Genomic DNA, 22,891 nt, shown 5'->3' on the forward strand with positions numbered 1-22,891 from the left:
GCACGGCCCGATAGTTCCCCCGAAAATCCGGGTCTCGCCTGGAGATCTGGTGCAATCCCGTGGTTGGGTGTGGGGCCGCGACCAGCCCACCACTACCAGGCTTGATAAAGACCTATACAACGACACCCCAAATTGCTTGAATAAAGTCACAGCCACCGCTGTGATTCTCCGGGTGTCCAGGATGTGGCACCATGCCGAAGGGATGGTGGGCAAGATGAGCGATACAGAAGATCGGAACGTCGAACAATCGACTCCGGGACTAACCGAGGATGATCCCGCCGCTGACGTCACTAACCTTGCCGAGGACGTGCCACCGAGCCAGCGGGTCGAAGAAACCCAATCCGATGACGAGATCACGGAGCGAATCAAACGACAAGGCGTGAACATCACGCGCGGCACGATCGCCCCGACCGTCTTTTGGCCCTCACTGATTCTCATTGTGCTGGTCGCGGGCCTGACGATTCTGGCTCCTGATACCGCCGGGACGGTGCTCAACGCCACGCAAGGCTGGATCGTGGAAAACTTGGGCTGGTTCTACATGCTGCTGGTGGGTGCCTTCATTGTCTTCACCTTGGTCGTCAGCCTCACGCGCTATGGGACCATCACCCTGGGCCGAGAAGGCGAAGAACCCGAATTTGGGCTCTTTTCGTGGTTTGCCATGCTATTTGCCGCCGGCATGGGTATCGGTCTGGTCTTCTACGGTGTCGGGGAACCCTTGATTTTCGCGACCGAAGATCCCAAGCCGGGTTGGCCGACGGAGCAGTCGGACCTCGGGCTCATGGCGATGGCACAAACGTTTGTGCACTGGGGCCTGCATCCGTGGGCCATTTACGCTGTGATCGGGCTTGCCTTGGCCTACGTGATTCACCGGCGCGGTCGCCCCGTCTCGATCCGGTGGGCTTTGGAGCCACTCCTGGGACAACGTGTCAAAGGCTGGATGGGTGATGTCATCGACATCGTCGCCATTTTCGGCACAATCTTTGGCATCGCGACATCCCTTGGGTTGGGTGTCCAGCAGATCGCGACCGGTCTCCAGGCCATCGGCATCATTGATGATTTTGACAACGTCTTCTTGGTCATCTTGATTATCGTCATCAGCCTCGTTGCCATGGTGTCGGTGGTATCAGGATTGGCCGTGGGGATTCGCTGGCTGTCGAACATCAATCTGTCGTTGGCCGGGATCCTGTTGATTTCTGTGATGCTATTGGGCCCCACGCTGTTCATTTTCCAAAATATGGTGGAGTCCCTTGGGGTGTACCTGGCGAACTTCCTGAACCTGACCCTGGATGTCGGAGCCTATACGGGTGAGGAAGGGCTGGCATGGTCCAGTTCGTGGACGATCTTCTATTGGGGTTGGTGGATGTCCTGGGCGCCTTTTGTTGGCATTTTCATTGCCCGCATCTCGCGAGGCCGTACAGTGCGCCAATTCATCACCGGAGTGCTGTTGGTGCCCACCATTGTCAGCGTGTTCTGGTTCAGCACCATGGGTGGGACGGGGTTATACCGACAGTTCTTCGGGGCGCAAGACCTGGTGGATCCCGAAGACGGTGTCATCGTTGAAGCGGCACTGTTCAATGTGCTCGGTGACTTGCCATTGGGCCAGATCTTCTCAGGGATCGCTATCATTTTGGTGGCGATTTTCTTTATCACTTCATCGGACTCCGGCTCGTTGGTCATCGATATGCTCGCCTCCGGTGGGCATCCAAACCCGCCGGTGTGGTCACGCGTCTTATTTGCCGCGCTCGAGGGCGTGCTGGCGATCGCGCTGCTGCTGGCCGGCGGGTTAGAAGCGCTGCAAGCGGCGGCACTGACCACCGCGCTGCCGTTCAGTTTGGTCCTGCTGTTTATGTGCTTCGCAACGTTGCGAAGCCTTCGGCTTGACCTAGCTCGTTACGACCAGGCGGTCGCTCGAGAGCGGTATGAACGCGTCAGTCATCAGTTGGCCGAGGACTTCGACGAGACCTTCGGCGAACAGGTCGATTCCCGGGTCGATGAACGCATTGACTACCGGCTTGCCAGGACGCGGGGCGTGTTTAATCGTCAAGCGGTCAAGGATGACGTCAGACGAGACGTTCGCGGCAGACGCGGAACACGGCGCGACGGGGACGAGAAGCGCTAGCACGTCGCGCCTGGTTACGGGGTGCCGGTGGCTAACACTTGGCCGTCAGCGTCGAGCGCTTCGACAGCTACGTAGTCGGCTGCGGTCTCCAGCGGAATGGCGGTTTCGAATCCCTGTTTGTCGACGACGGTGGCTTCGGTCGCGCTGTCGGCGTCGTCACCGGTGACCAGGCGCCACTGTGCGACTTCGGTCGCGCCGTTCCAAGAAACGTAGACGTGGTCTTGATTCTGGTCGTTTTGTTGTACAACGACATCGGGGTCGGTGGTTGGGTGGCCTTCCCAGGTGCCCTTATACGCCCGGTAGCTGTCGCCCCCGGCGTCGATATCCTCGTCGTCGTGGCAGGCATCGCCGTGGCAGACGTCGTAGATCAGTTCACCGTCGCGGGTGTATTCCGAGAAGTACGGTTGACTGCCCCACCCGATGAACACATCACCATTGTCGAGTAGCTGCGTGTTGGCCATCCACCCGGACGGGCGATCTTCGGGCGGGAGGTATTCGGTGACCACCTCGGCGGTCATCGCATCTTCGTCCAGGTCCAGGCGCAGCCCGCGGGAAGACTCCTCGGCGTCGGCTTCGCGGATGTGGTTATCGAAAAGCACCAGGGTGCCGTCGGTGTCTCGGGCCGCCGAGTGCTGCCAGGCAAACACCGCGTCCTCGGACATGTCGAAATCGCTGGCGGTGCCGCCCAGTGTCCAGAGCACCTCACCGGTGTCGCGGTCCAGTTTGTATACCGCGTGGGTGTGACGGGCTGAGATCAAAATGTTGTCGTCGTCATCCAGGGTGGCGGAGTTGATGTGGAAGTAGTCATAGGGCTTGTCGCGGGTGCCCAGTTCGGCGTGTTCATCGCCGGCGTCGATGCGGTCTTGTTGTTCGGCGTATTCGTCTTCGAAGTCGTGGAGCGCCTCGGTGACCGGGACGTGGTCCAGTGAGCTCCACTCGAACAGGACCTCACCGGTTTCGATGTCGATTTCTTGGACGACGCCGTCGTGGACCCAGCCGTCGGCCGGGCCGCCGACCTCGGTCAGATCGGTTTGCGTGGTCACATAGGCCATGACGAGCATGGTGTCGTCGTCGGTGATCACAGTGTCGTGGAAGTCGGTTTCGTGCGGGGGCAAGGAACCGCCCGTGGTGACCGTGGTGAACACGTGATAGGTGTCGTCCATCAGGTAGATGTCGCCGTAGCCCCAGCCGTCTTCGGCCGGGCCTTTAAAGTATGTCAGCACGGGTTCGCCCTGGTACTCCTGGACGCGCAGGTCAAAGTGGCCGTTATCGTTGCGGTGCTGTTTAGAGGGGTCCATCCACACGACCTCACCGGTGGCATCCAAGATGGTGGCAGCACTCGAGGGGGTGTCCGCGTCAAAGTCGGGAGTGACAAAGATGTACTCGTCGGACTCGGCGTACTCCTCGGACCAAGCTTCGCCGTGGGTGACTTGGAGTTCGACCGGTTGCAGGTCCGGGCGAGTAACGAAGCTTTGATGCGGTGGGCCCTGCTGGGTTTCCGATTCGGCGTCCGCGGCGCCACATCCGGTCAGCGCCAGCACGACGCCGAGGGCGCTCAGACTCGGCATGACCCGGCGGCGCGAAGATTGGGGGGCCCGGTGAGTTATCGCTGCAACGTACACACCATACAGTCTACGCCGACCAGTGCTGATATCCGATCAAATCCGACAGCGGGGTGAGCGTGATGCCCAATTCGGGCTCGGTGGCATCAATATGCCAGTCGCCGTCGGCCCAGACCAGATCTAGTACCACCGAAGTGCGGGAGGTCTCTGAGCCGTCAAAGGAGGTCACGGCCATATCAATCTGGGCGGTCTCACCGTCATAGTGGACCAGCCGGAACCCGCCCAGCGCGGTGTCGGCTTCCGAAAAGACCGTCGTGAACAATTCGGTGGCTTCTTCTTGGTGTTCGGCGGCGTATTGCCCGGCGAAAATCTCGGGCTCGGCTTCCCAATAGGACGGGTTGGTCAACTGACCGGTGTAGGCCGAGGCGGCAAATAGCATCCCGCGCGGGGAGCGCTCAAAACACCGGAATTCCCCCTCGGTGTCATACAGGCCAGGGCCGTAAGTTTCGGAGGTTGGCAGCCAGGCGCCACGGTATTCAATCCACTCGGCATCCGGGGTGTCGGCAATCGAGCCTTCGCGGGCCACGCCACCCAGACCACAGACCGAATCGGTTTGTTCATCGGTGTAGACCGCCGGTTGGCCGAATTCATTGTCTCGATCCAGGGTCGAAAAAATCAGGGCCATGACAACCACGGTCGCAGCCACCGCGATGCCGATGATGGTCAGCACGCCCTTGCCCGTGGTCCAGAAGTTGGATTCTTGGGCCTGGGGCGGGTTCTCGGAGCTGGTGGGCTGGCGCCGAGTGCTGCCGGTAGATTCGCGTTTGGTCATCGGTATTCAGTCTAGTCGGGCCGCGCTGGCGACCAGGTACTCGTCCCCCACGAGCTAACGCGGCGAGCAGTGTCAGAGCTGGCGCAGGTATAACAGCATGCGGGTGCCAGTGTCGGGTTCCAGATTGCTGAATCCGTGGCGCTCATAAAACCGGCGTGCATCCCTGTCGGCCTCATCAACACCGATTTGCGTCTCGCAGCACCCAAGCTCCTTGGCTCGTTGAATGAAATCCATTAACAATCTGGTCCCGATCCCTTGGGCGCGCAGGTCCGGTCGGACGTAGAGCTCTTCCAGGTAGGCCACCGGGCCATCACAGTACGGGGTCGGACGGTAGGTAATCAATGCGAAACCGCTGGGATTTTTAACCGAATCAGCGAGCAGGACAACCACATCGTCGCGGTCTAATAGTTGTCGGAACCGCGCAGCGAAGGTGGCAACGCTGGGGGTGGATGCCTCGAATTCGGTGTTGAAGTCATACAGCAGCCCGGCAACGGTCTCGGCGTGGTCTGCGGTGGCCGCGAAGATACTCATACCGGGACAGTAGCAGCCGGCAACGATCAACAGAAGACCAGTGGGGACGGGCGGCTATGCTGACAGAGGATGAATTGTCGTTGGAAGTAATATCCACCCGGCGCTGCGCCGAGATTGGCGACAATAGGCGAAGGACAACGCCACTTTGCAGCTTGAATGAAAAGGATGTCATGGCAGAACACAACTTTGGGTTCCGCACGCGTGCGCTTCACGCCGGAGCCGTTCCGGATGCGGTGCACGGCTCCCGTGCCGTACCGATTTACCAGACGACGTCGTTCGTCTTTGAAACCCAGCAGGATGCGGCAGATCTGTTCGCGCTGCAAAAATACGGCAACGTATACTCGCGCATCGGGAACCCAACCGTGGCGGCATTCGAAGAACGCATCGCCTCGCTAGAAGGCGGGATCGGCGCGGTCGCCACCGCGTCCGGGCAGGCGGCCGAATTCGTCACCCTGGCCGCACTTGCCGGTTCGGGCGACCACATTGTCGCGTCCTCCAAGCTCTACGGCGGGACCGTGACCCAACTCGATGTATCCCTGCGTCGGTTTGGGGTAGACACCACGTTCGTTGACTCGACCGAGGTCGAGGCCTTCGCCGCGGCCATCCAGCCCAACACCAAGGCCATCTACACCGAGATCGTGGCCAATCCCTCGGGTGTCATCGTTGATCTGAAAGGCCTGGGCGAGCTGGCTGCGGAACATGGCATCCCGCTGGTGGTCGACTCTACGTTGACCCCGCCGTATCTGATCCGCCCGCTAGAACACGGCGCTGATATCGTCATCCACTCGGCCACAAAATTCCTCGGCGGCCACGGCACTACCCTTGGCGGTGTCGTCGTCGAGTCCGGTCGTTTCCCGTGGGATAACGGCAACTTCCCGCTCATGACCGAACCGGTGCCGTCCTATAACAACCTGTCCTGGTATGGGAACTTCGGAGAATTCGGTTTCCTGACCAAATTGCGCAACGAACAGCTGCGCGACTTCGGCCCCTCCCTACCGGCCCAGTCAGCATTCCAACTGCTCATTGGTGTGGAGACCTTGCCGCAGCGCATGGACGAACACCTGGCCAACGCCAAGCAGGTCGCTCAGTGGTTGGCCGCCGATGACCGCATCGAGTACGTGAACTATGCCGGTCTGGAAGACAACCCGTACTACGAACGCGGCAAAGAACTCCTGCCGCTGGGCGTGGGCTCGGTGTTCAGCTTTGGCGTGAAAGGTGGCCGCAAGGCTTCCGCCGACTTTATGGCCAACCTACAATTGGCCTCACACCTGGCAAATATCGGCGACGCCAAGACCTTGATGCTGCACCCAGGCTCGACCACCCACCAGCAGCTGTCGTCTGAACAGTTAGCATCCGCTGGTATCCCAGATGACCTGGTCCGTATTTCGGTGGGCATCGAGGACGTCGATGACATTATTTGGGACCTCGACCAGGCGTTAACCGCCGCCGTGAACAACGCCTAAGGAGTTTTCATGACTACCGCAACTGAACGCAACTGGGTCGCCCCGGGCGCCGTTGATCGCCTGAAGATCCTGCAAGACACCAAGACCATCGCCATCGTCGGGGCCTCCGATAAACTCGAACGCGCCTCGTACTTTGTGGCAACCTACCTGTTGTCCTCCTCGACCTACGATGTCTACTTCGTCAACCCGGTCCTGGCGGCCAAAGGCGGCACCATCCTGGGCCACAAGGTCTACCCATCGCTGCAAGACATTCCGGTCAAAATTGACATGGTCGATGTCTTCCGGCGTGCCGAAGACACCCCAGCCATCGCCAAAGAAGCCGCCGAGATTGGTGCCAAGTACTTCTGGTTGCAGCTGGGCATCTGGTCGGATGAGGCCGCAAAGGTGGCCGAAGAGCTTGGCCTACAGGTGGTCATGGATCGCTGCGTGAAAATCGAACACGCACGCTTCCACGGCGGCCTCCACCTGGCCGGATTCAATACCGGTGAGATTTCCTCTAAACGCCAACGTATCGACGCCTAACCAACAGCACTGCACACCGGCCGTTCGGAACCTCTCCGGGCGGCCGGTGTTGTGTTTTCTGGCCTCCAGTTACCCCGATAAGAGTGGTATTGCTCACAGCGTAGGTGTGCTGACAAGAAGATTCGTAACCTCAACGACTCATCCCTTGTTATGAGCGGTTCAATATTGCAATAATGGGCCGCATGAAGGCAACACCAGGAGCCGGCAACCAACCGAGCGCATTTATGCACGAGGAGCAGGCACCCAGCGACTGGCGCACAGCACTTCGGAATGCAGGGCTGCGAGCTACCAAGCAGCGCCTGGCAGTTCTAGAAGCTATCGGCCGCCAGCCCCACGGAACCGTTGAAGAAATCCTCGACGAAGTCCGGTCAGATCTCCCAACGATCACCATCCAATCGGTGTACGTGGTCATCAGCTCGCTTGTGTCCGCGGCACTTGTGCGCAAGCTCGAGCTCCCCGGCTCACCCGCACGTTATGAATTGGAAGGCCACGATAACCATCACCACGCGGTGTGCCGCTACTGCGGCCGGATCGAAGACATCGCGTGCGTCACCGGCAAAGCCCCGTGCCTTCACCCCGAAGCCCACCCCGGTATGACCATCGAAATCGCCGAGGTGGTGTACTCAGCTGTCTGCCACGAATGTGCGCTGGTTCGACAAGAAGAGGGCGCCCATCACTAGAACAGACAAGCTCATCGACTAACCACAACCACGAACGACACGATTCTGCGCCCCGTGCGCTGCAATAGATGAAACAGAAAGGCAAAGGTCTCATGGCAGATCGAAAGACTCCGCATAGTACCGGTTCAACCACTCAGGCCGGTATCCCAGCAGTCAGCGACCGCAACTCGCTGTCCGTTGGCCGCGACGGCCCAGTGGTGCTGCACGACAGCCACCTGGTTGAAACGCTGCAGCACTTTAACCGGATGAACATCCCAGAACGCCGCCCACACGCCAAAGGCTCCGGCGCGTTTGGTACCTTCACCACGACCGAGGACGTCTCCCAGTACACCTCGGCCGCGCTCTTCCAGCCCGGTGTGGAAACCGAAATGCTGGCACGGTTCTCTACCGTTGCCGGTGAGCTGGCCTCCCCAGATACCTGGCGTGACCTGCGTGGTTTCGCCCTGAAGTTCTACACGTCAGAAGGTAACTTCGACCTGGTCGGCAACCACACCCCGATCTTCTTCGTGCGCGACCCGATGAAGTTCACCCACTTCATTCGCTCGCAGAAGCGTCTGCCAGATTCCGGTCTGCGTGACAACACCATGCAGTGGGACTTCTGGACCCAAAACCCCGAATCCGCACACCAGGTTGCCTACCTGATGGGTCAGCGTGGCCTGCCACGCACCTGGCGTCACATGAACGGCTATGGCTCCCACACCTACATGTGGATCAACGCCGAAGGCGAGCGCTTCTGGGTTAAGTACCACTTCCTGACAAACCAGGGCTGGGAACACTTCACCAACGAAGAAGCCGAAAAAATGGCTGGCGTCGACGCTGACTACCACCGCCGTGACCTGTTCGAAGCCATCGAACGCGGCGACAACCCATCATGGGATCTGTGGGTGCAGATCATGCCGTACGAAGAAGCCAAGACCTACCGCTTCAACCCATTCGATCTGACCAAAGTCTGGTCGAAGAAGGACTACCCACGTATCAAGGTGGGCACCATGGAGTTGAACCGCAACCCGGCCAACTTCTTCGCTGAAATCGAACAGGCAGCTTTCTCGCCAGCCAACATGGTGCCAGGCATGGGCATGTCCCCAGACAAGATGCTGCTGGGACGTAACTTCGCCTACCAGGATGCCCAGCGCTACCGCATCGGTACCAACTTCCAGCAGCTGCCGGTCAACGCACCCAAGACCGAGGTCCACACCTACAACTTCGAAGGTGCCATGTGGTACCACCACACCGGCAACCGCTCCGTCTACGTCCCGAACTCCTTCGGTGACTCCTGGTCGGATGAAGAAGGCACCGTCGATGCTTCATGGGAGAACGACGGCGCATTGGTTCGTGAAGCCTACACGCTGCGTGAAGACGATGATGACTGGGGCCAGGCACATACCCTGGTTCGTGAAGTCATGGACGACGACCAGCGTCTGGAACTGATCGACACCGTTGCCGGTGCCCTGGAGACCGTCATCGAGCCGGTCCTGTCCAATGCAATCCAGTACTGGAAGAACATTGACGAAGAAGTCGGCCAGCGCATCGAAGAAAAGGTCCGCGCCGGCTCACCACAGGGTGAACAGCAGCCAGGTGGCGATCCACTCGATCTGAAGAAGCGCCACACCTTCACCAGCTAACAGCTCCCTGAAGACACGATGATTCCGGTGCCCCATTCCGGGGCACCGGAATTCGTGTTTAACCCAAGAAGGACTACCATGCGCATGCAGCTGCCACCCGATTGGACTCCTTGGCGAGCCGAGTCCCCACTGGCGGGACGCCGCCCGACCAAAGCCGATCTCGCCGTCGCGGTCCATTCTGGCCTGGGACGCGAGGATGTGCTCCCCTACCCGACCGACGAGCAGTCTGCCGGCATGCTGCGCATGCTCATTGTTGGCATTAATCCCAGCCCGTGGACGGCATCGGTGAATGCGCCGTTCGCTCGCCCGGGCAACCGGTTCTGGCCGTCCCTGGCACAAGCGGGCATTCTCCCGCATACTGTAGACGCTTCCACCGGGCTGGCTCGTACGGATGAGCGGTTGTTAGCCGAGCTCGGGATAGGCATCACAAACTTTGTGTCGCGTCCCAGCGCCCGTGCTGATGAACTGAGCACCGAAGAATTACAGACCGGTGGCCAGCGCCTGGTAGAACGCGTGAAAGTCTTACAACCAAAAGCGGTGGCTATCGTGGGGATCACCGCTTTCCGGACCGCGTTTTCGCTGCCGAAGACGCAGCTGGGACGGCAGGAGTGGGATTTGATTCCAGGCTGGCCGGCGAGCGTGCAATTATGGGCATTGCCGAACCCGAGCGGTCTGAATGCTCATGAAACGGTTCAAAGCATCGCTGAAAAATGGCGGGCCGTGTGGGAGGCATCTGGGACGCAGTAACTGGCGCGAGATGTTGCGCCGAAGGATGAGATGAGAAAAACCAGAGCCCCCGGAAAACCGGGGGCTCTGACACTCATCACTCACACCTTGAAGAGGTAGTTACTACTCTAAGAACCCATCATTGGGAAATACTTGAGAATTCCTGTAAATTCCCTCTGAGTCTGAGCCCGTTCATGGGAATCGCGAAGGCCCCGGAGGAAACTACTGGAGTTTCGTCCGGGGCCTTCACTATCACTATCACTCACACCTTGAGGTACTTCAAGAATAAACATATCCGTCTTGAGAACCTCAGAGTGCCAGCTGACTAATCCCTGGGAGTTAGACGTGGTGCAGGGTGATGTACTCCCGCAGCGCGGTCGCATCCGCGCCCATCTCCACGGTGTGCTGTTCCAGTTCTAGCAACTTGGCGTATTCCGGCAACAGCTCGGGTTCGAAGCCCAGTGCCTCTCGGACAATGTCGCCAAACTTTTCTGGTTTGGCGGTTTCTAAAATCAGCATGGGCTGGTTCGGTTTTTGATACCCGCGGGCCACGGTCACGCCGTCAGCGGTATGCGGATCAATAACCAGTTGGGATTTTTCGTACACGGCCCGGATCGTTGCCACCCGGTCTTCATGCGTTGAGGTGCCAGAGACCATCCCGAACTCTTCTAAGAATCGTGGCTGATGATCTGACAGGTCTAGGGTGCCGGTGGTGTCTAGCTGCCGCCAGGCTTCCGCCAGCTGACCCTGATCCTGGTCCAGGACCAGGTAGACAAACCGTTCGAGGTTCGACGCCTTCGAAATATCCATCGACGGGGATGACGTGGCCAGGGTGTTGGCTGCCGAGCGTGGCTCGTACTTTCCGGACCGGAAGAACTCATCGAGCACGTTGTTCTCATTGGTGGCTAGTACCAGCGTGTCAATGGGCAGTCCCATCTGGCGGGCGAGCTGACCGGAGAAGATATTGCCGAAGTTGCCCGATGGGACAGCAAACGAGACGCCGAAGCCTGCGCGTTGGTCTTCGGGGATCCCGTTGGTCACGCGTAGCCAGGCCCAGAAGTAATAGACCGACTGGGCAATCAGCCGACCTAAGTTGATCGAGTTGACCGTACCCAACGAGTGGGCCGCTTTGAACTCGAGGTCGCCGTTGAGCTCTTTGACCAGGTTTTGGGCATCATCAAAGACCCCGTCGATGACGATGTTGTGCACGTTGTCGTCGGTGAGCGTGTACATCTGCGCGCGCTGGAATTTCGACATCCGGCCTTTAGGCGAGAGCATAAACACGCCGATATTCGGCTTCGACCGGAAAGCGTACTCGGCAGCAGACCCGGTATCCCCCGAGGTCGCGCCAAGAATGTTCAGCGTCTGGTCGCGCTGTTTCAGCACATATGGCAGCGCTTCACCCAGAAACTGCATGGCCATGTCTTTGAACGCCAGGGTCGGGCCTTGCGATAGGTCCACCAAGGCGGCCATCTGATCGATCGGGGTCAGCGGCACGATGATATCGGCGTTGAACTGAGAGCCGTAAGCGGCCTGGCATAGTTCAGCCAGATCCTCGCGCGGGATATCCGTCCAGTACAGGCCGATGACTTCGGTGGCCAGTTCTGGGTACGTCAGTTCCCGCCAGGACTCAATGGTCTCAGGTGTGACGGTCGGGATGGTTTCGGGCACCACCAGTCCGCCATCCGGAGCGAGCCCTTCGAGCAGCACATCGGAGAAGTTCGACGGGGACATCCCGCCACGCGTAGATACGTATTGCATAACGGCCTTAGTCTTCGTAGATCAGATCGCGGACTTGGATGACTTCGTCGCGGCCGGGGCCGACACCCACACCGGAAATGCGCACACCGGCCAGCTCTTCGAGCTTGGCAATGTAGTTGCGGGCGTTTGCTGGCAAATCTTCGAGCGTTCGGCACCCAGAAATGTCTTCGTCCCAGCCCGGGAAGTATTCGTAGATCGGTTTGGCGTGGTGGAATTCGGTTTGGGTCATCGGCATGCTGTCGTGACGGACCCCATCAACGTCATAGGCGACACAAACCGGGATCTCCTTGATGCCGGTCAAGACATCGAGTTTCGTCACGAAGTAGTCGGTGAACCCGTTGATCATCGCGGCCTGGCGAGCCATAACGGCGTCGTACCAACCGGTGCGGCGTGGACGTCCGGTGTTGACACCGAACTCTCCGCCGGTGGTGCGCAGTTGTTCGCCCATCTCGTCAAAGAGTTCGGTGGGGAACGGGCCGGCACCTACGCGGGTGGTGTAGGCCTTGACGATGCCGATCGTGCGCGTGAATCGGGTGGGACCGATGCCAGCGCCAACGGATGCACCCCCGGCGGTCGGGTTTGAGGAGGTCACGAACGGGTAGGTGCCGTGGTCAACATCCAAGAAGGTGGCCTGGCCGCCTTCCATGAGCACGACTTTGTCGTCGTCGAGGGCCTCATTGAGCATCCGCACCGAGTCCACAACCATCGGGCGCAACCGGTCGGCGTAACCCAGGAAGTATTCAACGATCTCATCGACGGTGAAGGCTCGGCGGTTATACAGTTTGACCAGCAGTTCGTTTTTCTGGCGTAGTGCACCTTCAATTTTTTGGCGCAGAATCGACTCGTCGTAGAGGTCTTGGACGCGAATGCCCAAGCGTGCGACTTTGTCTTGGTAGGTCGGGCCAATACCGCGGCCGGTGGTGCCGATGGCGCGTTTACCTAAGAAGCGCTCGGTGACCTTATCGAGGGTCTGGTGGTACGGGGCAACCAGGTGCGCGTTGGCAGAGATCCGCAGGTGTGAGGTGTCGTGGCCACGGGATTCGAGTCCGTCGATCTCTTCGAAGAGCGCCTCGAGGTTGATCACCACGCCGTTGCCAATCACGGAGATGGCCTGTGGGGACAGAATCCCTGCGGGTAGCAGCTTGAGTTCAAACTTTTCACCGTTAACGACCACAGTGTGCCCGGCGTTATTTCCGCCGTTTGGTTTAACGACGTAATCAACGCGTCCACCCAGTAAGTCAGTTGCTTTGCCCTTGCCCTCGTCGCCCCATTGGGCTCCAACGATTGCGATTGCTGGCATAAAATTCATCTCTCCCACGGGGCGGCGCATGCCGGCCCACAACATAGAAAGGTTCTCGCACCCGCTTCCACGCACGGCTGAGGGTCGAGAACAGTTACAACCAGAGTTTAGCAAATGACCGTGGTGGTGCGGAGATTACGAATGACTCCCGTCACGTAAGCACCAGCGACGCAACCGGTCAGCTCCCAGGCCTAACGGAAGCTGGTAGGAAATATGCCTGCGTGCGACACAAAAAGTATGGCTGTGAACCGAATCGGTTCACAGCCATACTGCATCGTTGGGCCATGTGGACACACTAGACAGATGGTTCGACCTCCTCTTCAACCGGGGGCTGTGGGACAACTTCATGGGCGTGTTCGTCTTCCTTGAAGAAAACGGCCCCGATGCCAAAGGCAACAAACGGTATCAACCCGAGGAACAAACTAATCGCGAAGCTGCCTCCGGTCACCAGCATGAAATTCGACAAGACCAACCAGAGGCTGATGACGATTCCGGCCGAGGCCAACGTCGGAGCGACGAGCGACCTGAAGAACTTTCGTCCCCGGAGGATCGGGTTCTTTGCAAAGAACGTAATCACCGCGACTGAGGTCGACAACAATAAGATCATCATGCCCACGGTGGCCACCCCGGCCATCGAGCCGAAGACTCCAACCAGCGGGTCGACCCCGAAGATCGCGAAAATGGCCAGGATCGCGATGGCGGTGATGGTCTGGACCAAGGATGATTTGTGGGGTGAGAGGTGTCGTGGATGCACATCATTGAGCATCCGTGGCAGGGTGCCGCGCGAGGCGAGCATGAATTGATACCGCGCGATCACATTATGGAAGGACAGCACGCAGGCAAACAGGCTGGTCAACAGCAACACGTTCATGATGTCGCGGCCCATGCTGCCCAGCGTGACAGCGGCCGTATCCAGCAGCATGTTGGCATTGCCGTCGAGTGTTTCCTGCGCCGTAGCCTGCACATTATCGGCCCCGTGTTGGACCACGAAGACCCACGAGGTAATCGCGTAGAAGAGGCCGATAACTAGCACTGCAGCATAGGTTGCGCGGGGAATGGTTTTTTCGGGGTTGCGCGCTTCGTCTCGGAAGATCGCTGTGGCTTCGAAGCCAATAAAGCCGGTCAGTGAGAACAAGACGGCGATACCCAGTGAGCCTTCGGTAAAGACCGCGGGGTTGAAAGGCTCAGCGGTGAGGCCCTCGGTACCGGCAGTGAAGACCACGATGAGGTTGATGATCACTACAATGCTGATCTCAAGGGCCAATGCGACGCCGAGCACTTTGGCACTCAAATCAATGTGGCGGTACCCGAGGAAGGCCACAATGATCAGCACTAAGAGTGAATACAGTGGCCACGGTAAGCTCGGCCCACCGTAGAACCGAATCGTATCGTCGATCGCCCAACCGATATAGCCGTAAATACCGACCTGTATTGCGGTGTAGGCCACCAGGGCAACGGCAGCCACCCCCATGCTGGGACGTCTACCTAAGCCTTTCCTGACGTAGGAGAAAAATGCGCCAGCTTCGTCCACGTACGGTGTCATTTGTACGAAACCGACGCTAAAGATCAGCAGGACGAGCGAGGCGATAATGAAACCGACGGGTGCCCCGGCGCCATTGCCGATACCCATCGCAAGGGGCATGTTCCCGCCGATCACAGTCAGGGGTGCCGCTGCTGCGACCACCATGAACACGATTCCGACAGTGCCCAGCTGGCCGTTCAGTCGTTTTTTCTCCGAAGGTGTGTGAAGAGTGATTTTCTGACTCATTGTTCCACTGCTTTCTTTCCTTTGATGCTGATAAACATCCCTTAGGTTTGGTGATAAATGGATCGCAAAAGTTCAGGGTCGAGCCCATAAGCAGTGGTGTCGTTGGGCCCGTGCACGGTTTCCGCTGCCACTATCGAATTGGTGATCGCTTCTTCGGTTGCTTCAACCGTCATGTCGAAGAAGGTCGTCATCAGCTGTGGAGCCACCATGCGCAGCGGGATTTCTGCGCGTTGCACGTCAGGGTTGTTATCCCAGGCGTACGACGGCAAGCCTCTGTTGCCGGTAGAAAAGGCGAGCATGAGGTCCCCACTGTGTTGTTCGCCGGTGCCACCCATCCGGCCGATGGCAAGCGAAGCGCGTTGGGCAATCCGTTCGCATTGGTGAGGTAAAAGTGGCGCGTCTGTCGCGACGACGACAATGATGGAGCCAGAGCCTCGTTCATACCCGTTGGGGATGTGCGGAACCGGGACAACCGTCTCGTCGATTGACTCACCAATAGGTTTTCCATTGATCCGGAGGCGCTCGCGGCGACCATAGTTGGATTGCACTAAGACCCCGAGCGTATATTTTGCCCCCGAGGCCTGGAAAACCCGTGAGGCAGTCCCGATCCCGCCTTTGAAGTCATGGCAGATCATGCCCCGGCCGCTGCCCACGCTTCCTTCTGGTACCGGCCCGGCCGCGGCGTTCGAGAGCGCGGCGAACACATGTTCTTCTGACACATGATGCCCATTGATGTCACTCAACAGACCATCGAAGGTTTCGGCGACTACAGGCAACGACCAGAAAATCTCGGAGGTGTTGCGTTGCTGCACTTGTGCTTTCACCAAAGCATCCCGCACGGTCCCGAGGCTATGGGTGTTCGTCAGTCCAATGGCGGAGGTGAGTTCGCCGGATTCTTGTATCCAGGGAACACCGGTCATATCGCCGCTACCGTTGAGACGGTGAACTCCAGCAAAAACGGGTTCGGACCAAATATTATTGTGTGGCACGATAACGGTCACGCCGGTATTGATGATGGGACGGGTGCGGTCTTCCGAGGTTTCAGACGTTAGGGTGGAGTGCCCTACTTTCACGCCGGGCACATCGGTGATGGCATTCTCTGGCCCCGTGGGATACTCGCCAATGATGATGCCAAGATCGCGAGCCCGAATCGTTTTATGTAGAGTTTTTTTCACCATGATAAAAGAATGACCTATATCACACTTTTAGACAAGGGTTTTCTGGAAATACTTTTACTTCAACGTTGCACTACACTGAGGTCGATATCAGCAGCCAAAGGAGGCCGTCTTGGCTCGACCTGCGCGCTGGAAAGAGCGTCGTAAAGAAATACTCGAGACCGCTATCAAGGTCATCGAGGATGTTGGGCTTCAAGATTTTGGCATACCGCAGGTGGCGGCTGAGATGCGTTTGACGCCCAACGCAATCCGGTATTACTTCGCTGACACGGAGGAACTGTTACGCGCCTTAGCCGCACTGTCGGATGATCGCTTCTTGGCGCGCCGGCGTGAACTCATCGCTAGCAAAGAGACGTATAGCCAGAAGTTGAACGCACTGATTGAGGCGGGCCTACCTTCTGGGGTTGAAGACTACGAATGGCGCGTCATTTGGCGCGCTGTGCTGGCAACGGACTTCCAGCTTGATAAGGCACCCGAAGTCGAGGGGATCTTTCATCGGCAACGCGAGCTGTATGAAGAAGTCATTTCAGCAGGTGCCGCTGCCGGAGAGTTCGACTTGCGCACTTCAGCTGCCGAGGCCGCTATGACGTTGATGTCTCTGGAAGATTATTTGGGCTACCGAATCGTGGCCCGTGATAGAAGCATTGACCGAGACACAGCACTGCAACTCATGAGATCCTACGTCCTGGTTGTCACGCAGAGGTCAATCGCATAAGAAATAGAGGGCTTCACCGCTCCGATGTGGAGGCTTCCACGAGCAACGGGTAGATCTGGTCCGGGGCCTGGCGATACGCCAGCAGTGCAAGATGTATCGCAGTTCGACGTTCTGCGTGCTGTTCGAGATTGTATCCGAGCTGCACTTCAAGGTTCTTGAGCCGAGCGTAGAGCGCAGGGCGAGAAATATGCAGCATACGAGCTAACTCTGCTTTATTCGTCGATGTCACAAGGGCCTCTATAAAGTCGAGCTGCTGTTCCAACGCGCCCCGTGTGCGTGCCCCTCCTGCCAGACTGGCGAGTTCGGCTGTCACAAAAGCCGTGAAGTGCTCGTGTGTGTTCAGCGTGGCCAGCAGCCCTGGGAGGCCGAGATCCTGAGCGTAAAAATAGGCTTGGTTTCGATGGGTGACGGCAACGTATGCCTCAGCGGCGTAAGCAATTCGGGCCGCGTCTTCCAGCTGTTCGGCGGATGCCTTGGCCGATTCAGTCTCGCCTGCTATCCCAGCGACCAAAGTACTGCGGCCACTGAGACGACTCGAAAACCGTGCGTGGGTAGTTTCGATGAGCTCGTGTAATTCGGTCGCTTCCCGAGCTGGGACGAGCATGTCCACGACCCCAATTTCACTTCGCGCAGCGAACACTGGCAACTGCTGCACCGAGCCGAGCTGCTCCAAGATATCCAACAGCACACCGGACCAGCGGTTGAGCCGCTCCTCGGTTTGTTGCGGGCCGGAAATCCGGAATACCACGGGCACCCATTTTGCGGCTGTGACTGGGGCGTACCCAAAGGTTTCGCTCAGTCGCCACTGGACTTCTTGGGCTGACAGTTCGGTCCCACCTCGCAGCTGATAGAACAGCGAGGATGCGGTGGATCGGCGCATTTCACGCTGGGAGCGTTGTGCGAGCACCGAGATGGCAACGGCCTGCCCTGCACGCTCTAACACGGTGCGCACCAGTTTGTCCTCAGCCGAGCAGGCCTCGCGAATGATGAGGCGGCCCAGTTCTTCGTCACCAGCTACGACCGAATGTGCAGCGGCAAACTTCTGGGCACTGCGCTTATCAATCGACTCCCATTCGACCGGGCATTCCAACAGCGCCGCAGCTTCAGCGACGATGCGACTCGTGGAAGCTGAACCGACGGACAGTCGTGTAAATGCCTCATGAATGCGGCGATCAGTCTCCACTTCTTGCAGACGCGCGGCCGCGAGATTTTCGTGCACGAACTGGGTGAGCTCAACGAAACGGATGAGGTCGTAAATCAGGTAAATCGGCGTGACTCGATCCCGTGCGGCAGCTTTCAACGCCGTAATAACTTTTTGCCTGTCCGGCAGGACTTCAGCGACCACCGCGACCGCACCGGTGGCTTCGACACTATCGAGAAATTGATTAGCGGCATCAAGCCCGCCATCTGCGCTATCCACGACCGGATCGAGGAACGTGGCTGTAGTCAGAATGAATTCCCCGCCGGGAAGCAAACCTTCGGGACGTGCCGTTTCTAAGATGTGCATCCACCGAACGGGCTCGTCCCAAGCAGAAACCTCGGGTTGTGAGATCAACTGGGGCGGGGTGTTCTTGAAGATATCCAGAGCAAGCACTGAACCGACTGTGACCTGACGCATACACATAGTGTAATGGGGCCCGGGGTAAGGCGATACACAGTGTCAATGTTATGTCGGGCGGCAAGGAGGCAATATGAGGATCACCAACATTCTGTGAGCAAAGGATAGCTGCATGAACACGATCAACCAGCTGGATACCACCACCGCTGAGTCCGCCGACACCGTGAAGACCATTGACCACTGGATCAATAACGCCTATACCGAAGGCGTCGAATCCAGTGTCGAACGTGCCGACGTCACCAACCCAGCCACCGGGAAAACAACTGGCCAGGTGGCTATGGCCGGGCAGGCTACGGTCGATGAGGCCGTGGCTGCTGCTAAGGCTGCGTTCCCGGCCTGGCGCGATACCTCGTTGTCGAAGCGCACGCAGATTCTGTTCCGCTACCGCGAACTGCTCAATGAACGGAAAGAAGAACTCGCCGCACTGATCACCGCTGAACACGGCAAAGTGCTCGATGATGCCCTCGGTGAAGTGATGCGCGGTCTCGAGGTCGTGGAATTCGCCTGCGGGATGCCCAATCACCTCAAAGGTGGCTACACCGAAAACGCTTCGACCAACGTCGATGTTCATTCCAAGCGCCAGCCGCTGGGTCCAGTCGCCATCATCTCACCGTTCAACTTCCCCGCCATGGTGCCCATGTGGTTCTTCCCGGTAGCCATTGCCGCCGGCAACACCGTGGTGATCAAGCCGTCCGAAAAGGATCCTTCAGCGGTCAACTGGGAAGCTGAACTCTGGAAAGAAGCCGGCCTACCAGACGGCGTGTTCAATGTCGTGCACGGTGGCAAGCCTGCCGTCGATGCGCTGCTGGAACACGACGACATCAAAGCCGTTTCCTTCGTGGGATCCACCCCGATTGCAAAATATGTGTACGAAACCGCCACCGCGCATGGCAAACGCGTCCAAGCCCTGGGCGGCGCAAAGAACCACATGCTCGTCCTGCCGGATGCGGACCTCGATATGGTCGCCGACAACGCCATCAACGCGGGATTCGGCTCCGCAGGTGAGCGCTGCATGGCGATCTCCGCACTCGTCGCTGTCGGTGACATCGCCGATGAACTGGTCGACAAGATCGCCGAGCGCGCTCGGAACCTGCGCACCGGTGACGGCACCCGGGGCACCGATATGGGTCCACTGGTGACTTCCGAACACCGAGACAAAGTCGCCGCCTACATTGACGCCGGCGAGCGCGAAGGCGCAACCGTGGTGGTCGATGGTCGACAAGGTGAATTCGACGCCGACGGCAACGGCTACTTCGTCGGCCCGACCCTGTTCGATCATGTAACTCCTGAGATGACGATCTACAAAGAAGAGATCTTCGGTCCGGTGCTGTCGGTACTGCGCGTAGACACCTACGACGAAGGCCTTGAGCTGATCAACGCCAACCCATATGGCAACGGCACCGCCATCTTCACCAATGACGGTGGGGCTGCCCGCCGGTTCGAAAATGAAGTCGAAGTTGGGATGGTCGGGATCAACGTACCTATTCCGGTGCCAATGGCCTACTACTCATTTGGTGGCTGGAAGAACTCCCTGTTCGGTGACACTCACGCCCACGGTGCCGAAGGCGTGCATTTCTTCACCCGCGGCAAGGCTGTCACCACGCGCTGGTCTGATCCATCGCACGCCGGTATCAACCTGGGCTTCCCACAAAACCAGTAAGGACTGTCATGACTGTTACCCATTCTTCTGAGGTCACCGATGCGCAGCGTGCCGAGGGCAAACGCGCCTATGAACTGGACCGGCAGCACGTGTTCCATTCGTGGGCGGCCCAGGAGCCCTTCAACCCGATGACCGTGGTGAAAACGCAAGACTCATTCATGTGGGATGAGACCGGCAAACGCTACATCGATTTCTCTTCGCAGATGGTCAACACCAATATTGGTCATCAGCACCCCAAAGTTGTGGCGGCCATCCAGGAACAGGCCGCCACGATCGCCACGATTGCACCGGCGCATGTTTCGGCACCGCGTTCCGAGGCCGCCCGGCTGATTGCTGGGCGGGCACCCCAAGGGATGGACTATGTGTTCTTCACCAACGGCGGTGCCGATGCCAACGAGCACGCGATCCGTATGGCGCGGTTGCACACCGGCAAAACCAAGGTGCTATCGGCCTACCGTTCGTATCACGGTGGCACTCATCTTGCGGTCAATGTCACCGGGGATCCACGCCGTTTCGCCTCGGACACCGCGTCCACCGGGACCGTGCACTTCCTGCCGTGCTACCCCTACCGGTCCTACTTCCACGCCGAAACCGAGGAACAAGAGGTTGCCCGCGCACTGGAAAACCTCGAAAACACGATCGTGTTGGAAGGCCCCAGTACCATCGCCGCGCTGATCCTCGAGTCCGTTCCGGGTACGGCGGGCATTTATGTCCCACCACCCGGGTACCTGGCCGGCGTGCGAGAACTGACCAAGAAATATGGCATCGTGTTCATCGCCGATGAGGTCATGTCCGGTTTCGGTCGCACCGGCGAATGGTTCGCCGTCGACCACTGGGACGTCACCCCGGATCTGATCACCTTTGCCAAGGGTGTGAACTCCGGATACGTTCCTCTGGGTGGTGTCGTGATCAATGAGGCGATCTATGATACCTTCCGCAACCGGGTCTACCCTGGCGGGTTGACCTACTCGGGGCACCCGCTGGCCACCGCGGCCGCGGTGGCGACCATCAACGCGATGGAAGACGAAGGTATGAACGCCAACGCGACCCGCCTGGGCAACGAGGTCATTGGGCCCGGTCTGCAACGGTTGCAAGAAGCCCACCCATCGGTCGGTGATGTCCGTGGTCTCGGATGCTTCTGGGCCATCGAGTTGGTGACCAACCGGGAAACCAAGGAACCGCTGGCCCCCTATGGGTCAAGCTCCGAGGCGATGGGCAAGGTCATTGCCAAGTGTAAAGAGCTCGGGCTGATCGTGTTTGCAAACTTCAATCGCATCCACGTGGTGCCGCCACTGAATACCGACGACGAGGTCGTCACCGAAGGCCTGGCGATTCTGGACGAGGCCCTGTCGGTCGCAGATCAGTACTACCAGCACTAATCGTGCTGTTCTAACAGAGCCAACGATGTGGCGCGGTGAACCGTTCGGGTTCACCGCGCCACGCTGTTAAAACGCTCCTCGATTTCGGCAGCCAGCTCTGACCTGTTCAAAGCTTCAACCTCACCAGCCCCCAAGCTACACTTTCCGGTAGGTGACCCCGGGTTGACCAGGGTTTCCGGAGTCGAACCGAAGTCTGAACGCAAGGGGCTGGCAATGTACGAATTTTTCCAAACCCTCGGATCCTGGGCCGTATTAGCTTTTGTCCTCAGCTCGATGCTCAATGTCGGTCTCACGCAGAAACCCACCAAGTTATGGCGGCATCTGAAGATTAACCGGTCGTTTCTGTGGCGGATGTTGCTGCTCAACTTCGTGGTGATCCCCTCGATCATGATCGCCATCGTGCAGCTGGTCGACCTCGATCCGGTGTATCAGACCGGGCTGTTGATTTTCGGGTTGTGTGCCGGCGCTACATTTCTCATCCGGCTCGCCGATATCTCGCATGCCGATCTCGCGCTTGCGGCGGCGGTCTTGTTGGTGCTGACCGTTGGCAACATCATCGTGTTACCCGTCATGCTGCCGATCATTCTGGAAGGCGCCACGGTGGACGTGTGGCTGGTGACGCAGAACTTATTGACCCAAATGATCCTGCCGTTGGCGGTCGGTATGCTACTCAATCAGTTCGTCGAGCGCTTCGCCGAGACCATCCAGCCCTGGGTCGGTCGGATCTCGAATATCTCGCTGTACGTGCTGATCATCGCCATTGTGATCGGCTATCTGCCGGCCCTTGCCGACTTCCAGGTGTGGAAAGCCATCATGGTCGGCACCTATGTCCTCTTACTATCCCTGTTCCTCGGCTGGGCGATGGGTGACGGCCACGGCCACCTCAAAGACGTCGGTTCACTCGGGACTGCACAACGCGGTGTGGCACCGGCCATGATCGTAGCCCAAGGAAACTTCGATGACCCCGGGGTGCTGATGATCATCACGCTGGTCAATCTCGCCGGTGTCGTGGCCCTGATCATCGCCGCGAAAATCTTCAGTCGCGACAACGCCGTCCAGTTGATCGAACCGGTCCCGCTCAACCCAGCAAGACGAGCCAAGGTTTAATGTGCGGAATCTTGCTTGTCGCGGTCCGGCAAGTAGCGTAGCGTCATGATCATGGACGCCATTTTCGACATGATCCGCAGCATTCGTTTCCGACGTGGACCCCAGCGCTTGCTGGGCGGTATCGCAGGTGGGATCGCTTCACGAACCGGGACGAACGTGTGGTTGATTCGGCTCGTTGTGCTGATCTTATTCTTGCTCCCGGTGCTGGGCTGGGGCATTTATGCCATCGTCTGGCTCATCACCCCGTGGCGCGACAACAGCATTCCGCTGGAGCGCATGTTGAGCAGCAACCGCTCGTCGAGCAACTAATCACGCGATACGTCGCGCACGAAAACGGTGAGTGATAGCCGA

At 58.7% G+C, this 22,891-nt stretch carries 19 protein-coding genes; 11 read left to right on the forward strand and 8 right to left on the reverse strand.

Annotated features, from left to right (window positions below; translation table 11 throughout):
• Positions 1-214 precede the first annotated feature (214 nt).
• A complete protein-coding gene (locus J2S62_RS10640; protein WP_310174516.1) occupies positions 215-2,119 on the forward strand; it encodes a BCCT family transporter in 1,905 nt (634 codons plus the stop codon).
• Between the two features lie 14 nt (positions 2,120-2,133).
• Here J2S62_RS10640 and J2S62_RS10645 read toward each other — a convergent pair whose 3' ends face one another.
• The 3 genes from J2S62_RS10645 to J2S62_RS10655 all read right to left on the reverse strand — a co-directional run bounded on the left by J2S62_RS10645 (position 2,134) and on the right by J2S62_RS10655 (position 5,044).
• On the reverse strand, positions 2,134-3,741 hold the full coding sequence (locus J2S62_RS10645; RefSeq protein WP_310174518.1) for an arylsulfotransferase family protein: 1,608 nt from the start codon (positions 3,739-3,741) through the stop codon (positions 2,134-2,136).
• A gap of 10 nt (positions 3,742-3,751) precedes the next feature.
• Complete coding sequence (locus J2S62_RS10650) at positions 3,752-4,513, reverse strand: hypothetical protein (protein WP_310174520.1); 762 nt, start codon at positions 4,511-4,513, stop codon at positions 3,752-3,754.
• Positions 4,514-4,585: 72 nt separating this feature from the next.
• Positions 4,586-5,044, reverse strand: a complete 459-nt coding sequence (locus J2S62_RS10655; protein ID WP_310174522.1) for a GNAT family N-acetyltransferase — start codon at positions 5,042-5,044, stop codon at positions 4,586-4,588.
• Between the two features lie 170 nt (positions 5,045-5,214).
• Between J2S62_RS10655 and J2S62_RS10660 the strand changes: the two genes are divergently transcribed.
• From J2S62_RS10660 to J2S62_RS10680, 5 genes are all read left to right on the forward strand, one after another.
• Entirely contained in the window at positions 5,215-6,507 is a 1,293-nt protein-coding gene (locus J2S62_RS10660) for an O-acetylhomoserine aminocarboxypropyltransferase/cysteine synthase family protein (RefSeq protein ID WP_310174524.1), read from the forward strand.
• 9 nt (positions 6,508-6,516) lie between these two features.
• On the forward strand, positions 6,517-7,029 hold the full coding sequence (locus tag J2S62_RS10665) for a CoA-binding protein (RefSeq protein WP_310174527.1): 513 nt from the start codon (positions 6,517-6,519) through the stop codon (positions 7,027-7,029).
• A gap of 182 nt (positions 7,030-7,211) precedes the next feature.
• Complete coding sequence (locus J2S62_RS10670) at positions 7,212-7,709, forward strand: Fur family transcriptional regulator (protein WP_310174529.1); 498 nt, start codon at positions 7,212-7,214, stop codon at positions 7,707-7,709.
• A 92-nt stretch (positions 7,710-7,801) separates the two neighbouring features.
• Positions 7,802-9,331, forward strand: coding sequence for a catalase (locus J2S62_RS10675; protein ID WP_310174531.1), 1,530 nt, complete (start codon positions 7,802-7,804; stop codon positions 9,329-9,331).
• Positions 9,332-9,409: 78 nt separating this feature from the next.
• Positions 9,410-10,078, forward strand: coding sequence for a mismatch-specific DNA-glycosylase (locus tag J2S62_RS10680; RefSeq protein WP_310174533.1), 669 nt, complete (start codon positions 9,410-9,412; stop codon positions 10,076-10,078).
• A 318-nt stretch (positions 10,079-10,396) separates the two neighbouring features.
• Here the strand turns inward: J2S62_RS10680 and thrC are convergent, their stop codons facing one another.
• The 4 genes from thrC to J2S62_RS10700 form a co-directional block, all read right to left on the reverse strand.
• Positions 10,397-11,818, reverse strand: coding sequence for a threonine synthase (thrC, locus tag J2S62_RS10685; RefSeq protein WP_310174535.1), 1,422 nt, complete (start codon positions 11,816-11,818; stop codon positions 10,397-10,399).
• 7 nt (positions 11,819-11,825) lie between these two features.
• Entirely contained in the window at positions 11,826-13,118 is a 1,293-nt protein-coding gene (locus tag J2S62_RS10690) for an adenylosuccinate synthase (RefSeq protein WP_310174538.1), read from the reverse strand.
• Between the two features lie 295 nt (positions 13,119-13,413).
• Positions 13,414-14,886 (reverse strand): APC family permease, encoded by a 1,473-nt coding sequence (locus J2S62_RS10695; RefSeq protein ID WP_310174540.1) that lies wholly within the window; start codon positions 14,884-14,886, stop codon positions 13,414-13,416.
• Between the two features lie 41 nt (positions 14,887-14,927).
• Positions 14,928-16,064: a DmpA family aminopeptidase gene (locus J2S62_RS10700; RefSeq protein ID WP_310174542.1), complete on the reverse strand. Its 1,137-nt coding sequence runs from the start codon at positions 16,062-16,064 to the stop codon at positions 14,928-14,930.
• A gap of 109 nt (positions 16,065-16,173) precedes the next feature.
• Between J2S62_RS10700 and J2S62_RS10705 the strand changes: the two genes are divergently transcribed.
• Positions 16,174-16,776, forward strand: coding sequence for a TetR/AcrR family transcriptional regulator (locus J2S62_RS10705; protein ID WP_310174544.1), 603 nt, complete (start codon positions 16,174-16,176; stop codon positions 16,774-16,776).
• Between the two features lie 13 nt (positions 16,777-16,789).
• Here J2S62_RS10705 and J2S62_RS10710 read toward each other — a convergent pair whose 3' ends face one another.
• Positions 16,790-18,394 (reverse strand): helix-turn-helix domain-containing protein, encoded by a 1,605-nt coding sequence (locus J2S62_RS10710; RefSeq protein WP_310174546.1) that lies wholly within the window; start codon positions 18,392-18,394, stop codon positions 16,790-16,792.
• Between the two features lie 163 nt (positions 18,395-18,557).
• On the opposite strand from J2S62_RS10710, the gene J2S62_RS10715 reads away from it, so the two are divergent.
• From J2S62_RS10715 to J2S62_RS10730, 4 genes are all read left to right on the forward strand, one after another.
• Positions 18,558-20,054, forward strand: coding sequence for a CoA-acylating methylmalonate-semialdehyde dehydrogenase (locus J2S62_RS10715; protein ID WP_310175861.1), 1,497 nt, complete (start codon positions 18,558-18,560; stop codon positions 20,052-20,054).
• Between the two features lie 8 nt (positions 20,055-20,062).
• Positions 20,063-21,433 (forward strand): aspartate aminotransferase family protein, encoded by a 1,371-nt coding sequence (locus J2S62_RS10720; RefSeq protein ID WP_310174551.1) that lies wholly within the window; start codon positions 20,063-20,065, stop codon positions 21,431-21,433.
• A 162-nt stretch (positions 21,434-21,595) separates the two neighbouring features.
• Positions 21,596-22,540: a bile acid:sodium symporter family protein gene (locus J2S62_RS10725; protein WP_310174553.1), complete on the forward strand. Its 945-nt coding sequence runs from the start codon at positions 21,596-21,598 to the stop codon at positions 22,538-22,540.
• Positions 22,541-22,591: 51 nt separating this feature from the next.
• Positions 22,592-22,849 carry a PspC domain-containing protein gene (locus tag J2S62_RS10730; protein ID WP_310174555.1) on the forward strand — a complete coding sequence of 86 codons (258 nt, stop codon included), beginning with the start codon at positions 22,592-22,594 and terminating at the stop codon, positions 22,847-22,849.
• Positions 22,850-22,891 lie beyond the last annotated feature (42 nt).

The sequence above is a fragment of the Enteractinococcus fodinae genome, from assembly GCF_031458395.1.
Lineage (GTDB): Bacteria > Actinomycetota > Actinomycetes > Actinomycetales > Micrococcaceae > Yaniella > Yaniella fodinae.

What these genes read in the sequence shown, in the direction of transcription:
- J2S62_RS10720 (WP_310174551.1), top strand. Translation starts at nt 20,063, where the DNA reads ATGACTGTTACCCATTCTTCTGAGGTCACCGATGCGCAGCGTGCCGAG.
- J2S62_RS10655 (WP_310174522.1), bottom strand. Translation starts at nt 5,044, where the DNA reads ATGAGTATCTTCGCGGCCACCGCAGACCACGCCGAGACCGTTGCCGGG.
- J2S62_RS10665 (WP_310174527.1), top strand. Translation starts at nt 6,517, where the DNA reads ATGACTACCGCAACTGAACGCAACTGGGTCGCCCCGGGCGCCGTTGAT.
- J2S62_RS10640 (WP_310174516.1), top strand. Translation starts at nt 215, where the DNA reads ATGAGCGATACAGAAGATCGGAACGTCGAACAATCGACTCCGGGACTA.
- J2S62_RS10690 (WP_310174538.1), bottom strand. Translation starts at nt 13,118, where the DNA reads ATGCCAGCAATCGCAATCGTTGGAGCCCAATGGGGCGACGAGGGCAAG.
- J2S62_RS10675 (WP_310174531.1), top strand. Translation starts at nt 7,802, where the DNA reads ATGGCAGATCGAAAGACTCCGCATAGTACCGGTTCAACCACTCAGGCC.
- J2S62_RS10710 (WP_310174546.1), bottom strand. Translation starts at nt 18,394, where the DNA reads ATGCGTCAGGTCACAGTCGGTTCAGTGCTTGCTCTGGATATCTTCAAG.
- J2S62_RS10660 (WP_310174524.1), top strand. Translation starts at nt 5,215, where the DNA reads ATGGCAGAACACAACTTTGGGTTCCGCACGCGTGCGCTTCACGCCGGA.
- J2S62_RS10730 (WP_310174555.1), top strand. Translation starts at nt 22,592, where the DNA reads ATGGACGCCATTTTCGACATGATCCGCAGCATTCGTTTCCGACGTGGA.
- J2S62_RS10670 (WP_310174529.1), top strand. Translation starts at nt 7,212, where the DNA reads ATGAAGGCAACACCAGGAGCCGGCAACCAACCGAGCGCATTTATGCAC.
- J2S62_RS10650 (WP_310174520.1), bottom strand. Translation starts at nt 4,513, where the DNA reads ATGACCAAACGCGAATCTACCGGCAGCACTCGGCGCCAGCCCACCAGC.
- J2S62_RS10700 (WP_310174542.1), bottom strand. Translation starts at nt 16,064, where the DNA reads ATGGTGAAAAAAACTCTACATAAAACGATTCGGGCTCGCGATCTTGGC.
- J2S62_RS10680 (WP_310174533.1), top strand. Translation starts at nt 9,410, where the DNA reads ATGCGCATGCAGCTGCCACCCGATTGGACTCCTTGGCGAGCCGAGTCC.
- J2S62_RS10695 (WP_310174540.1), bottom strand. Translation starts at nt 14,886, where the DNA reads ATGAGTCAGAAAATCACTCTTCACACACCTTCGGAGAAAAAACGACTG.
- thrC (WP_310174535.1), bottom strand. Translation starts at nt 11,818, where the DNA reads ATGCAATACGTATCTACGCGTGGCGGGATGTCCCCGTCGAACTTCTCC.